The organism is Streptomyces sp. SID12488 (genome assembly GCF_010548275.1).
Classification (GTDB): domain Bacteria; phylum Actinomycetota; class Actinomycetes; order Streptomycetales; family Streptomycetaceae; genus Streptomyces.
Genome location: NZ_JAAGLT010000004.1, coordinates 196,402 through 209,566, shown reverse-complemented (window position 1 = coordinate 209,566; position 13,165 = coordinate 196,402). Strand labels below are relative to the sequence as shown.

At 72.0% G+C, this 13,165-nt stretch carries 11 protein-coding genes; 5 read left to right on the top strand and 6 right to left on the bottom strand.

Annotation, left to right across the window (positions count from 1 at the left end; translation table 11 throughout):
- Positions 1-43: 43 nt before the first annotated feature.
- Positions 44-1,555, top strand: a complete 1,512-nt coding sequence (locus G3I56_RS09090; RefSeq protein WP_343239905.1) for a phosphotransferase — start codon at positions 44-46, stop codon at positions 1,553-1,555.
- 138 nt (positions 1,556-1,693) lie between these two features.
- On the opposite strand, the gene G3I56_RS09085 is transcribed toward G3I56_RS09090, so the two are convergent.
- Entirely contained in the window at positions 1,694-3,265 is a 1,572-nt protein-coding gene (locus G3I56_RS09085; RefSeq protein ID WP_164408521.1) for a protein kinase, read from the bottom strand.
- 348 nt (positions 3,266-3,613) lie between these two features.
- Between G3I56_RS09085 and G3I56_RS09080 the strand changes: the two genes are divergently transcribed.
- Positions 3,614-5,278 (top strand): Stk1 family PASTA domain-containing Ser/Thr kinase, encoded by a 1,665-nt coding sequence (locus G3I56_RS09080; protein WP_164408371.1) that lies wholly within the window; start codon positions 3,614-3,616, stop codon positions 5,276-5,278.
- 99 nt (positions 5,279-5,377) lie between these two features.
- Here the strand turns inward: G3I56_RS09080 and G3I56_RS09075 are convergent, their stop codons facing one another.
- Positions 5,378-5,920: a bacterial proteasome activator family protein gene (locus G3I56_RS09075; RefSeq protein WP_164408370.1), complete on the bottom strand. Its 543-nt coding sequence runs from the start codon at positions 5,918-5,920 to the stop codon at positions 5,378-5,380.
- Positions 5,921-6,083: 163 nt separating this feature from the next.
- On the opposite strand from G3I56_RS09075, the gene G3I56_RS09070 reads away from it, so the two are divergent.
- On the top strand, positions 6,084-6,515 hold the full coding sequence (locus tag G3I56_RS09070) for a hypothetical protein (protein ID WP_164408369.1): 432 nt from the start codon (positions 6,084-6,086) through the stop codon (positions 6,513-6,515).
- Between the two features lie 17 nt (positions 6,516-6,532).
- On the opposite strand, the gene G3I56_RS09065 is transcribed toward G3I56_RS09070, so the two are convergent.
- Positions 6,533-7,513: an NAD(P)H-quinone oxidoreductase gene (locus tag G3I56_RS09065; protein WP_164408368.1), complete on the bottom strand. Its 981-nt coding sequence runs from the start codon at positions 7,511-7,513 to the stop codon at positions 6,533-6,535.
- A 163-nt stretch (positions 7,514-7,676) separates the two neighbouring features.
- On the opposite strand from G3I56_RS09065, the gene G3I56_RS09060 reads away from it, so the two are divergent.
- Positions 7,677-8,729, top strand: a complete 1,053-nt coding sequence (locus tag G3I56_RS09060) for an ATP-binding cassette domain-containing protein (RefSeq protein ID WP_164408367.1) — start codon at positions 7,677-7,679, stop codon at positions 8,727-8,729.
- A complete protein-coding gene (locus tag G3I56_RS09055; RefSeq protein ID WP_164408366.1) occupies positions 8,726-9,571 on the top strand; it encodes an ABC transporter permease in 846 nt (281 codons plus the stop codon). The genes G3I56_RS09060 and G3I56_RS09055 overlap by 4 nt, the downstream gene beginning before the upstream one ends.
- Positions 9,572-9,590: 19 nt before the next feature.
- Here the strand turns inward: G3I56_RS09055 and G3I56_RS09050 are convergent, their stop codons facing one another.
- From G3I56_RS09050 to G3I56_RS09040, 3 genes are read right to left on the bottom strand one after another with little or no spacing between them, the layout of a single operon-like run.
- On the bottom strand, positions 9,591-10,697 hold the full coding sequence (locus G3I56_RS09050) for a potassium channel family protein (protein WP_164408365.1): 1,107 nt from the start codon (positions 10,695-10,697) through the stop codon (positions 9,591-9,593).
- Positions 10,698-10,740: 43 nt separating this feature from the next.
- Positions 10,741-12,183 (bottom strand): molybdopterin molybdotransferase MoeA, encoded by a 1,443-nt coding sequence (locus tag G3I56_RS09045; protein WP_164408364.1) that lies wholly within the window; start codon positions 12,181-12,183, stop codon positions 10,741-10,743.
- Positions 12,180-13,118, bottom strand: a complete 939-nt coding sequence (locus tag G3I56_RS09040) for a molybdenum cofactor guanylyltransferase (protein WP_164408363.1) — start codon at positions 13,116-13,118, stop codon at positions 12,180-12,182. Before G3I56_RS09040 ends, G3I56_RS09045 begins: the two co-directional genes overlap by 4 nt.
- Positions 13,119-13,165 lie beyond the last annotated feature (47 nt).

The window sequence follows — 13,165 nt, the reverse complement described above, 5'->3', positions numbered from 1 at the left end:
GCGCCCCGCTCACGCGCCCGGCTCGTGCCCTACCATCTGGCGCGTGCCGCGCTCATCTGTACCACCCCTTGCGTCCCATGCGCCCCCGCTGGGCGCCCTCCTCCGCCAGTACGCCGCCGGGTCCGCGCTGACCTGCGACCCCGTCGACCAGGGGCTGCTGAACCGCGGCTACCGGCTCGCCACCACCCGCGGCCACTACTTCCTCAAGCACCACTTCGACCCCGAGACCGCCGACCCCGCCGCGATCGCCCGTCAGCACCGGGCGACCCAGCGCCTCGCGGACCTCGGCGTCCCGGTGGCCCCGCCCCTGCCCGGCCGCGACGGACGTACGGTCGCCGTCGTCGGCGGCCACGCCTACGCCCTGCACCCCTGGGTCGACGGCCGCCACCGTCACGGCGGCCAGCTCAGCACCGGCCAGTGCGGCAGGCTGGGCGCTCTGCTGGGCGTGGTCCACGCGAGCCTGGAACGGGTGATGCCGACCCGATGCCGAGCACCTGGCGAGCGGGGCGGGGGCGAGCATGAGGGCGAGGCCGACGGACGGCACCTGACCGTCCGACGGGACCTGACCGCCCCACGGGACCTGACAGCAGCCCGGGAGAGGGCCGGAGGCCGGGAAGGCACCTCGGGCCGGGATCTGACCGCCGTCCGGGAGGGCGCCGCCGCGTGGGGACTCACCGCGGGTCGGGGGGAGGACGCCGATCGAGGACGGCCCGCCGGCCAGTGCGGCTCCGGCGGCGGCGCCCGCCAAGGAGAACCCGGCCGACCGAGCGAAGCCGTCCACCACCGGGACGCCGGCCGACACAACGGGACCCCCGGGCGGAGCGAGGCCGCCACTCCTGCCGGAGCCTCCGCGAAGCCTTCCGCCCCGGCCGAGCCTCCACACTCAGCCGACGCCCACCGTCCCAACCACCCCAACCACCCCGCCGGTCGGCCGCAGCCGCAGCCGCGTCCGACCGGTTCCAACAGCCTCGCCGAGACCCCACCCGCCCCCTCTGCCGACCCCGCCGACACCTTCGCGCTCATCGACGAGCTCCTGGCCCACGTACGCCGCCACCAACCCACCGACGCCTTCGACGAACTGGCCCGCCACCGGCTCCTGGAACGGCGGGCTCTGCTGGAGCAGCACGCGGACCGGCGGCCCCCGCCGGGCGGCTCGGTGGGCTGGGTGCACGGGGACTTCCACCCGTTCAACCTGCTCTACAAGGGGGACGCCCCGGCCGCGATCGTCGACTGGGACCGGCTCGGTGTGCAGCCCCGTGCGGAGGAGGCCGTACGTGGCGCCGCGATCTTCTTCGTACGGCCCACCGGCACGCTCGACCTGCCCAAGGCACGGGCCTACGCGCGCGCGTACCGGCGTACGGCAGGGGCCACGCCCTCCGAACTGGCCGCCGCCGTGCACCGGGTGTGGTGGGAGCGCCTGAACGACTTCTGGATGCTGCGCTGGCACTACGAACGGGGGGACACCCGCGCCGACTCCCAGTTCCCGGCCGCCTCGGCGCTCGCGGTGTGGTGGACGCGCGAGTACGACGCGGTGTGCGAGGCGTTCGTGGGCTGACACCCGCCGGGGGCCGGCCGCCGAGCCCCCGGTAAACGGCACGCGCGCGTGAAGCCCTCTTCGGGCCGCACGCGCGCGTGGAGGCTGCTTTACGTCAACCGGCCGCCGGTTCGTTCACCCGGCGAGGCGGTCGGCGGGTCAGGGGGTGGTGCCCCCGCCCTCCGTACCGCCGTCTCCCTCTCCGGTGTCGCCCGACGTCTCCGACGAGGGAGTCACCGGGTCCGACGGTTGGGACGCGGTGACCGACGGCACCGCGCTCGTCTCCACGTCCGACGGACTGGGCGACGGCTCGGTGGAGGGGGTCGGGGACTTTGTGAACGACGGCGTGGCCGACGGCGTCCACTGGGACCCTCCGTCCGAGCCACTGCTGTCGTCCGTGGCGGTGTTCGACGGCTCTTCGGAGGGCTCGTCGCTCGGGCTCGCCGTGGTCTCGTCGGCCGTCGCGGACTGAGAGGTGGCCGGCGACTCCGAGGTGCCGGTGTCGCCGCCCGTGCCATTGCCGTTCTGCAGGGCCAGGGCGACGCCCGCCGCGATGGCGATCACGGCGAAGAACGCCAGTATCCACAGCTTGCTCCGGCCGCTCCGGTTGCCGTGCCCCTCGAAGCCGCCGTCGTCCCCGCCGCCGTACCCGGCGGGCAGGATCTGCTGGGGGATCTGGGTGGTGCCGGACTGGTCGCCCGGGTGGTTCATCACCGCGGTGCCGGCGAAGCCCCCCGAGGGGGTGTGCCGGCCGTCGTGCATGTCCACGGGCCCGGTGTTCCAGGTGCCCGTGTGGCCGCCCTGGTCGTACAGCATCTGCAGGCCGTACTGGATCAGCCCGCGCATCTCCTCGGCGGTCTGGAAGCGGTCGTCCGGATCCTTGGCGAGGGAACGCATGACGAGCCCGTCGAGCTCCGGCGGCGCCACGTCCGAGACCTCGGACGGGGGCACCGGAATGTCCTGGACGTGCTGGTAGACCACGGAAAGCGGGGTCTCGCCGGTGAACGGGGGCCGCAGCGCGAGGAGTTCGTACAGCAGACAGCCGGTGGCGTACAGGTCGGAGCGGTGGTCGACGGCCTTGCCGAGGGCCTGTTCCGGGGAGAGGTACTGGGGCGTGCCCATGACCATGCCGGTCTGCGTCATCGTCGTCGACGCCCCGTGCAGCGCGCGGGCGATGCCGAAGTCCATCACCTTCACGGCGCCACCGTGCGTGATGATCACGTTGGCGGGCTTGATGTCGCGGTGCACGATGCCGTGCTGATGCGAATAGGCAAGCGCTTCCAGCACCCCAGAGACGATGATCAGGGCCTGCTCGGGCCCGGGCGCCTCGGCGTTGATGAGGAGGTCACGGATGGTGCGCCCCTCGACGATCTCCATCACGATGTACGGCACGGACTGACCGCCCACGTAGTCCTCGCCGGAGTCGTACACGGCGACGATCGAGTGGTGGTTGAGTCCGGCCACCGCCTGGGCCTCGCGCGTGAAGCGGGCCTTGGAGATCGGGTCCTCGGCGAGGTCGGCGCGGAGCAGTTTGATCGCGACGGTCCGCCCGAGGCGCACGTCCTCGGCGGCGAACACCTCGGCCATGCCACCCCGGCCGAGTCTGTGGGTGAGCCGGTACCGGCCGTCCCCCACCAGTCCGCCGTTGCCCCACAGCTCAGGCGCGTCTGACATACCGCCGCCAGCCGCCTCGGGGTCGGACGGGCCCTGAGCGCGCTGCTGTGCCATCAGTCCTCGCCGTCGTTTCTGCCCGCGGTGCGCGCGGTGTTGTTACGGTCTCCGTCGGCCACGCTACAGCCTCCACGCAAGCCTCCGATCCGGGAGGCGATCCCGGAGGAGCTCCGGGACGAATCCGGGTACGAGTCCCGGGCGGACCGGTTATCAAACCCGTTGCGGGTATCGGCGTGCAAATCCCGTACCTCGTCCGAACAGCCCCTGTAACGCTTCCGCGACGCTTCCTTCCCGTACGGTCACGGAACGGGCACCGCGCTTGACGTGTCAGTGCCCTCCGGCAGACTTGGCCCGGAATCAGCCAGTCGATCACGTGCGGCTGTGGAAAAGTTCGGGGGACGCGGAGACATGAGCCAGGACGGCGCACACGGCCGGTACGCGGGGCACGCGCTCGCCGGCGGGCGCTACCAACTGCGCGATCTGCTCGGCGAGGGCGGCATGGCCTCGGTGCACCTCGCGTACGACTCGGTCCTGGACCGGCAGGTCGCGATCAAGACGCTGCACACCGAACTGGGCCGTGAGCAGGCCTTCCGTGAGCGTTTCCGCCGCGAGGCCCAGGCAGTGGCCAAGCTCACGCACACGAACATCGTCTCGGTCTTCGACACCGGCGAGGACGATGTGGCGGGGACGATGACCCCGTACATCGTCATGGAGTACGTCGAGGGGCAGCCGCTCGGCTCCGTTCTCGACGCGGACATACAGCAGTTCGGGGCGATGCCCGCCGACAAGGCGCTGAAGATCACCGCGGATGTGCTGGCGGCCCTGGAGATCAGCCACGAGATGGGCCTGGTCCACCGGGACATCAAGCCGGGCAACGTGATGACGACCAAGCGCGGTGTCGTCAAGGTCATGGACTTCGGCATCGCCCGCGCCATGCAGTCGGGCGTCACGTCGATGACGCAGACCGGCATGGTCGTCGGCACCCCGCAGTACCTCTCCCCGGAGCAGGCGCTGGGCCGGGCCGTGGACGCCCGCTCCGACCTCTACTCGGTCGGCATCATGCTGTTCCAGCTGGTCACCGGCCGGCTGCCGTTCAACGCCGACTCACCGCTTGCGATCGCGTACGCGCATGTCCAGGAGCAGCCGGTCGCCCCCTCGTCGGTCAACAGCGCGCTGCCCCCGGCGGTGGACGCGCTCGTCGCCCGCGCGCTGAAGAAGAACCCGAACGAGCGTTTCCCGAGCGCCGACGCGATGCGCGAGGAGTGCCTGCGCGTGGCCGCCTCCCTCCACCCGGCCGCCCCGAACATCGTCCCGGGCGCCCCGGCGCAGAGCGGCACGGGCGTCGCCTCCGCGGTGTTCCCGCCGGTCGACCAGGCGACCCCGGCCCCGCACGGCTCCGTACAGACCCCGTACCAGCCGACACCGCACCCGCACCCCGCGAATCCGTACGGCACCACTCCGGCCTCGGCGTACGCAGCTGTGCACACGCCCCCGCAGACACCGGCTCCGGCGTACGGCTATCCGCAGCAGGCCGCGTACCGGACGCCCGGCCCGTACGAGCCGCAGCACACACTCCCGGCCGCCTCCGGAGGGGGGCGGAAGAGCAACACCCCGGTGATCGTGGGCTCGGTCGTCGTCTCCCTCGTCGCCGTCGGCGGACTGCTCCTGGCCCTGAACCTGGGCGGGAAGGACAACGACAACGGCGGCGGGACCGGCGGCGGCACGCCGAGTGCCTCGGTCTCGCGGACGGCGGGGACGGGGACGGGATCCGGATCGGGGTACAAGGGGCCGGACCCGAGCAAGACGATCGACGCGGAGGAGTGCTCGGAGGCGCGGGAGTCGTACACCGACCCGGACAAGATCCAGCTGCCCGACTTCCGCTACAAGAACCTGGCCTCGGTAAAGCTCTGTTTCCAGGCGGCCGGCTGGCGGATGAATGAAACGCCCTACGACGAGAACACGTTCGGCAAGGACCAGGTCACGGACCAGTTCCCCTCCGCGGGCGAGGACGTCGACCCGGAGAACATGCCGGTGATCGAACTGAAGGTGTCGACGGGCTACCCGTCGTCCTGAGCCGACGGTCGTTCATGGAGCGGCGCCCGGCAGCCGGTCGGTCGGCCACCGGGCCCCACTCCATGAGATCTGGGGCGGACCGACGGGCTGGAGGACGGACTAGAGGTACGGCCCGCCCGTACGTCCACCTGTACGCGGGTCGTCCTCGCCCTCGTGGCCGCCGACACCCGGCGGCAGCGCGCGGCGCATCTGCTCCAGCTGGGCCCGCGCGGCCATCTGCTGGGCGAACAGGGCGGTCTGGATCCCGTGGAAGAGACCCTCCAGCCAGCCCACCAACTGGGCCTGCGCGATCCGCAGTTCGGCGTCGCTGGGAATCGCCTCGTCCGTGAACGGCAGGGACAGCCGCTCCAGCTCGTCGACCAGCTCCGGCGCGAGACCGTCCTCCAGCTCCTTCACCGAGCTGGCGTGGATCCTCTTGAGCCGGACCCGGCTCGCCTCGTCGAGAGGGGCCGCGCGTACCTCTTCCAGCAGCTGTTTGATCATGCTGCCGATCCTCATGACCTTGGCGGGCTGCTCCACCATGTCCGTCACCGGGATCTCGCGGGAGTCGTCGTCACCGCCGCCGCCGAGAGCCATCCCGTCCTGGCCAACGACCAGGATCTGGGGGTTCTCCGGTGACCTGTCGTTCCTCGGCATCTCCATTCCGTCATTCTCTCGCACCAGGTCGCGGCTGCGGCCGGTGGGTCCGGCCCGGCTCTCTTCGTCCGGGATGCCGGACGGGCGAGCGCGTGTGAGGCTGGTTCCGTCGAACCCCGGGACGGGTGACCGGCGACCGGCGACTCCGCAGCGGGAGGAGGCCACCGACATGACTACACGGCTCCGCGCCCTTCGTACCTGCGGCATCCTGCTGGCTCTGGCGGCCCCCACGCTCGCCGCCTGCCCTCTCGGTTCCTCCCCGCACGGCACGACATCGTCGTACGGCAACATCGCTCACGCCGCCCGGCCCGCCCCCGACGCCTCCCGGGCCGGGAGCCCGGCGGGTGAGGGCCGGGAGCGTCCCGGGCGGCCGGAGTCCGCGCCGCCCGACGAGGCGGCGTACGAGGAGGGTGTGCCCGTCCCCGAGCCCACCTCGGTGCCGGACGGGCCGCGGGACGCCGACGCCCTGCCCGGCACGGTCTCCGGCACGGTCTCCGGGCCGGTATTGCGGATACTGCCGCTCGGCAGCGGGCTGGTCCTGATCGGCCTCGGCCTGGGCCTCGCCCTGCTCACGCTGCGGCTGCGCGTACGCAGGACGTGACCGGCGAGGGCGCCCCGCTACGGGACGACCAGCAGCACCTTCCCCACGTGCCCGCTCTCCTCCACGATCCGGTGGGCCGCCGCCGCGTCGCCCATCGGGATTTCGCGGTCGACGACCGGCCGCACCTGACCGGCGGCGAGCAACGGCCAGACGTGCTCGCGTACTGCGGCCACGATCGCCGTCTTCTCGGCGAGCGGCCGGGCGCGCAGCGAGGTCGCGCTGATCGCGGCCCGCTTGGTGAGGAGCGCCCCGATGTTCAGTTCGGCCTTGACGCCGCCCTGCATGCCGATGATCGCGAGCCGTCCGTTGACGGCGAGGGCGCGGACATTGCGGTCCAGGTACTTGCCGCCCATGTTGTCGAGGATGACGTCGGCGCCGGCACCGCCGGTGGCCTGCTTCAGCTCCTCGACGAAGTCCTGCTCGCGGTAGTTGACGAGGATGTCGGCGCCCAGCTCGGCGCACCGGTCGAGCTTCTCCTTCGTCCCGGCCGTGACAGCGACCCTGGCGCCGACCGCCTTGGCGAGCTGAATGGCCATGGTGCCGATACCGCTGGAGCCGCCGTGCACGAGGAAGGTCTCGCCGGGACGGAGGTGGGAGATCATGAAGACGTTCGACCAGACCGTGCAGGCCACCTCGGGCAGCGCCGCGGCCCGCTTCAGGTCGATGCCCTCGGGCACGGGCAGCAGCTGCCCGGCCGGCACGGCGACCTTCGTCGCGTAACCGCCGCCGGCGAGCAGTGCGCACATCTCGTCGCCGACGGACCAGCCGGACACTCCGGGCCCGATCTCCGCGATCCGCCCCGAACACTCCAGGCCGGGGTACGGGGAGGCACCGGGCGGCGGGTTGTAGAAGCCCTGGCGTTGCAGGATGTCGGCGCGGTTGACGGCGCCGGCCACCACCTCGACCAGCACCTCGCCCTCACCGGGCACGGGATCGGGGACCTCGGCCCACACCAGCGCCTCGGGCCCTCCGGGTTCGGGAATCGTGATCGCATGCATGAGGGGACGCTACTCCCCGTTCCGGCATGAACGAGGTGCGGTCCGGGTCCGGCGGAGGGACCGTGGACAGACGTGCGGTCGCGCGAGCGATGAGTTTCCGGCCGGCCGGCGGTCTCCCTCTGCGTAACCCCGTACGCGCAAGGACTCCGGAAGGACCCCGAACATGAGCCCACAGGCAGCCAGAGCGGGCTGGGCGGCCGAGGCGCCCGACCTCGCTATCGAGACCGCGGGGCTGGTGAAGACGTTCGGCGAGACCCGGGCCGTCGACGGCGTCGACCTCGCGGTGCCCACCGGCACGGTCTACGGAGTCCTCGGGCCGAACGGCGCCGGCAAGACAACCACCGTGAAGATGCTCGCCACCCTGCTCAGGCCGGACGGCGGCGAGGCACACGTCTTCGGCCACGACGTGGTGCGCGAGGCCGACACCGTACGCGGCAGGGTGAGCCTGACCGGCCAGTACGCGTCCGTGGACGAGGATCTCACCGGCACCGAGAACCTGGTGCTGCTCGGCCGGCTCCTCGGCCACCACAAACGGACCGCCCGCGAGCGCGCCGCCCAGCTCCTGGAGGCCTTCGGGCTCACGGACGCGGCAGCGAAGCAGGTCAAGCACTACTCGGGCGGTATGCGGCGCCGTATCGACATCGCCGCGTCCATCCTCAACACGCCCGACCTGCTCTTCCTGGACGAGCCGACGACCGGGCTCGACCCGCGCAGCCGCAACCAGGTGTGGGACATCGTGCGCGCGGTGGTCGCCCAGGGCACGACAGTGCTGCTGACCACGCAGTACCTGGACGAGGCCGACCAGCTGGCGTCCCGGATCGCCATCATCGACAAGGGCAAGGTGATCGCGGAGGGCACGAAGGGCGAACTGAAGGCGTCCGTCGGCGCCGGGTCCGTCCATCTGCGGCTGCGCGATCCGGCCCAGCGGCCCGAGGCGGAGGAGGTGCTGCGGCTGGCCCTCGACGCGACCGTGCAGCGCGAGCCCGACCCGGTGGCGCTGACGGCCCGCGTCGGGTCGTCGGCCGGAGACAACGCGGCCGAGCAGGCGGCCCGCGCGCTCGGCGAACTGGCCCGGCGCGGCATCACCGTCGACAACTTCTCCCTGGGACAGCCCAGCCTGGACGAGGTCTTCCTCGCCCTCACCGGACACGACACACAAGCCGACTCCCCGGCTGACTCCACAGTCGGCTCCACTGAAGGCGAGGCGGCGGCATGAGCACCGCGACCACCACCGAGAAGGAACTGGCCCCCGTCAGTGCCGAGTCGCTCGCCGCGCTGCTCATCAGCAAGGACCGGCCGCCGCGCCCCAGCGCGCTCTCGGCGTCCCTGACCTTCGGCTGGCGCGCGATCCTCAAGATCAAGCACGTCCCTGAGCAGCTCTTCGACGTCACCGCGTTCCCGATCATGATGGTGCTGATGTACACGTACCTGTTCGGGGGCGCGCTGGCAGGCTCCCCGCGCGAGTACATCCAGTTCCTGCTGCCGGGCATCCTGGTGATGTCGGTCGTGATGATCACGATGTACACGGGCGTCTCGGTCAACACGGACATCGAGAAGGGCGTCTTCGACCGCTTCCGTACGCTGCCGATCTGGCGGCCGGCGGTGATGGTCGGCTATCTCCTCGGCGACGCCCTGCGGTACACCATGGCGTCGGTGGTGATGCTGACGGTCGGCATCATCCTGGGTTACCGTCCGGACGGCGGAGTGGTGGGCGTGGTCGCCGGCATCGCCCTCCTCCTGGTCTTCTCCTTCGCCTTCTCGTGGATCTGGACGATGTTCGGCCTGCTGCTGCGCACGGAGAAGTCGGTGATGGGCGTCAGCATGATGGTGATCTTCCCGCTGACCTTCCTGTCGAACGTCTTCGTCGACCCGCGCACCATGCCCGGCTGGCTCCAGGCCTTCGTCAACAACAGCCCGATCACGCATGTGTCGTCGGCGGTGCGGGAGCTGATGGCCGGCGAGTGGCCGGCCGCCGAGATCGCCTGGTCGCTGGGGTGGGCGGGCCTGCTGGTGCTGGTCTTCGGGCCCGTGACTATGCGGCTCTACAACCGCAAGTAGTCAGCGAGGCGATACAAGTTCAGTGCTCGCGGATCGGGCGGGCGTCGGGTGCCACATGCGCGCCCGGCGACGCTCGCACGATGGTGATGAGCCGGTCGGCCACCTGAAGCTGCCCGATGGACGGATCGTCGTAACCCAGCACGCGATGCCCTCGTACGACGCTCACCACCAGGTCGTCCGTCTCGCGCGGCCCCTTGCCCACCTCGGACTTTATGACCGGCCGTTCGACGATGTCGAGCCCGCTGCCCTGCTGGATGAGGTCCTCCATGACCATGCCGGCGGCAGGGCTGAGCACCGACAGCCCGAGCAGGCGACCGGCCGCGCTCGCACTCGTGATGACGGCGTCGGCGCCGGACTGCTTGAGCAGCGGCGCGTTCTCCTCCTCGCGCACGGCGACCACGATCTTCGCCGTGCGGTTGAGCTGCCGGGCCGTCAGCGTGACGAGCACGGCCGTGTCGTCGCGCTGGGTGGCGATGATGATCTGCCGCGCCTTCTGCACCTCGGCCCGCAGCAGTACGTCGCTGCGGGTGGCATCGCCAACCACTCCGGCGTACCCCTCGGCGGTGGCCGCGTCCACGGCCTTGGCACTGGGGTCGACGACCACGACCTGTTCCTTCTTCAGTCCGGTGACACAGACGGTCTGCACAGCCGACCGCCCCTTGGTCCCGAACCCGATGACAACGGTGTGCTCTCGCAAGGCTGCCCTCCAGCGGTTCTGGCGCCACTCATCCCGTGTGCGTTCCGTGAGGACTTCGAGAGTCGTGCCGACCAGGATGATCAGGAAGAGCACGCGCAGCGGGGTGATGACGAAGATGTTGGTGAACCGGGCGGCGTCACTGACGGGCGCGATGTCGCCGTATCCGGTGGTGGAGAGGGTGACGGTGGCGTAGTAGAAGGAGTCGAGAAGGCCGACGGAACCGTCGGCGTTGTCGCTGTAGCCGTCGTGGTCGGCATAGACGATGAGTGCGGTCCCGACCAGCACCAGCAGTGCCATGGCGACGCGCTTGCCGACCTGTCGGATCGGCCGCTCCACCACGGTCCGGGGAAGTTTGACCCGATAAGTCATCAGGTGCTCGTCCGCCTGGCGGGCGATGGCGTCATGGCCCGGCAGTTTCACGTGAAACATCCTCCATTGCCGCTGAGTCGGGTGCCGTTCCGGTCCGAATGTTTCACGTGAAACACTCCCCGGCTTCGGTGGCTGCCGCCCAGGGCAGGTCGAGCAGTTCCAGTTCCTGGCCGGCTCGTGCGCCGCCCGGCGGTACGACCGCGAGAGCCTCGGCCGCCGCGATGCCGCGCAGCATGGCCGGCCCGTTGTAGTGCAGCGGCACGGCCCGGTCGCCGCGCAGGACGACGGGGACGAGCCGGGTGTCGTGCGGGTGCCCGTGCACCTCGTCCTTGAGTGGCAGCGTGTACGGCTCGGGCGCGGCCCGGCCCGCGAGGGTCCGCAGCAGGGGCTCGGCGAGGGTGAGCAGCCCGGAGACGGCGGCCAGCGGGTTGCCGGGCAGCCCGACGAGGTGCTGGTTCTCCTTCAGCCGGGCCAGCAGCATGGGGTGGCCAGGGCGCACCTGCACGCCGTGCACGAGCAGTTCGGCGCCGAGGCGGCGCAGGGTGGGGTGGACATGGTCGACGGGTCCGGCAGCGGTGCCTCCGGTGGTGACGACGATCTCGGCGGGGGAGTCCTTCAGGGCCGCGTAGAGCGCCTCGGCGTCGTCCCCGAGCCTGCGTACGGCGATGACGTCGGCGCCCAGCGCGCGCAGCCAGGGCGGCAGCATCGGGCCGAGCGCGTCCCGGATCAGACCGTCGTGCGGCAGTCCCTCGGTGAGCAACTCGTCGCCCAGGACGAGGACTTCGGCCCGGGGCCGGGGGATCACGGCAAGGGTGTCGTACCCGGCGGCTGCCGCGAGTCCGAGCACGGCCGGGGTCACGAAGGTGCCGGTGGGCAGCAGTTGGTCGCCGCAGCGGCACTCCTGGCCGCGCGGCCGGATGTCCTGGCCGTGACTCATCTCGCGGATGGCGTGCAGCCGACCCTTGTCGTCGGTGCGGCCGTGCTCGCTGCGCAGTACGGCGCTCGTGTCGTACGGGATACGGGCACCCGTCGCGATCCGTACCGCCTCGCCGTCGGTGAGCGGCTCGGGCTGCGCGTGCCCGGCGAGCACACCGGCCTCACGCACGTCCCAGGGGCCGGGGCCTGCCACCGCCCAGCCGTCCATCGCGGACGTGTCGAAGGAGGGGAGGTCGGTGAGGGCTGCGAGAGGGGCGGCGAGGACCAGGCCGAGGGCGGCGTCGAGGGGGACGGAGACGGGGGCCGAGGCGGTACGGGGGACCCGGCGGGCGGCGCGCTCGGCGATGGCCCGGGCCTGGGGCCAGGGGGTGGCCCGGGGGCGCTCGGCGGCGGGGGCATGGGTGGCGGCCGGGTTGGTGCCGGGACTGTCGGTGTCGGCGTCCACGTCGTAGACGCCCGCCCCGAAGGGTGCCGGTACCGCGGCGCCCGCAGGGCTCGGCCCGTCCCCCTGTCTCCTGCTGCCACGTCCGTTGCCGTTGCCGTTGCCTTCGTTCACGAGGGCGAGCGCCTCCTCGGCGCCGAGGTCGTCCAGGTCACTGCGGGCGGTCATCCGGCGTCCGGGCGGTTGTCCGGGGCCTTGCCCGCACCGGGCTCGGCGGCTGCGGACTTCGCGTCCGCCGCTGCCTCGTCCGCCCAGCGCAGCGCGAGGGCGACCGCCTTGCGGGTGGCCTCGGCGACCGCCTCCGGGCCTCCCCCGGCCCGGCCCGCCGCGTACCCGACGAGGAACGTCGTCAGAGGGGCGGCCGGCCTGGCCACTGAGTGCGCGGCGTCGCGGGCGAGATCCAGGAGGAGGTCGGTGTCGACGTCCAGGTCGATGCCCAGTTCGTCCTTGGCTGCGGAAATCCATTCGTCCAACACGTGCCCATGCTCCCTGATGCGTGCTCTGGCGGCGGCGATGTCGTCCCAGGTGTCGCAGTCGAAGGACGCGACGGGGTCGGACACACGGGTGAGTTCGAGCGCGGCGGTCAGCCGGCGCAGCGGCAGACCGGTGACGCCGCCGTGGTCGAGGGCGAGAGCGCCCAGCTCCCGGCGCAGCGCGGACGCCCGGTACGCGGCCACGAGGGGCTGGTCCCGGCCGTCGGTGTCGGTGAGCAGCGCGCCCTCGGCGCCACTTGTCCGCAGGGCGTCGAGCAGCCGCCGTACCGTCGCCGGTCCGAGGAACGGGAGATCGGCGGAGAGTACGACGACATGCTCGGCGCCGGTGTGTCGCAGGCCCGCGTCGAGTGCGGCGACGGGTCCGCCGCCCGGCGGGTCCTCGTGGGCCCAGGTGACGGGCCGTGCGGTGGGCCGGGGGCCGGCCACGACCACGGTGGCGCCGGCGTCGGCGCAGGCGGCGAGCACCCGGTCGAGCAGCGCGCGCCCACCCACCCGTACGCCGGGCTTGTCGGCGCCGCCGAGCCGCCTGGCGGCCCCGCCCGCGAGCACGACGGCGTCGTAGCCGTCGGCGCCGGGCGTCCCTGGAGGCTGGGGCTCGTAGGCGGTCACCCTCCGAGTATGCGGGCCCCCGCTGATCACAGGGAACGGGCGCGCGC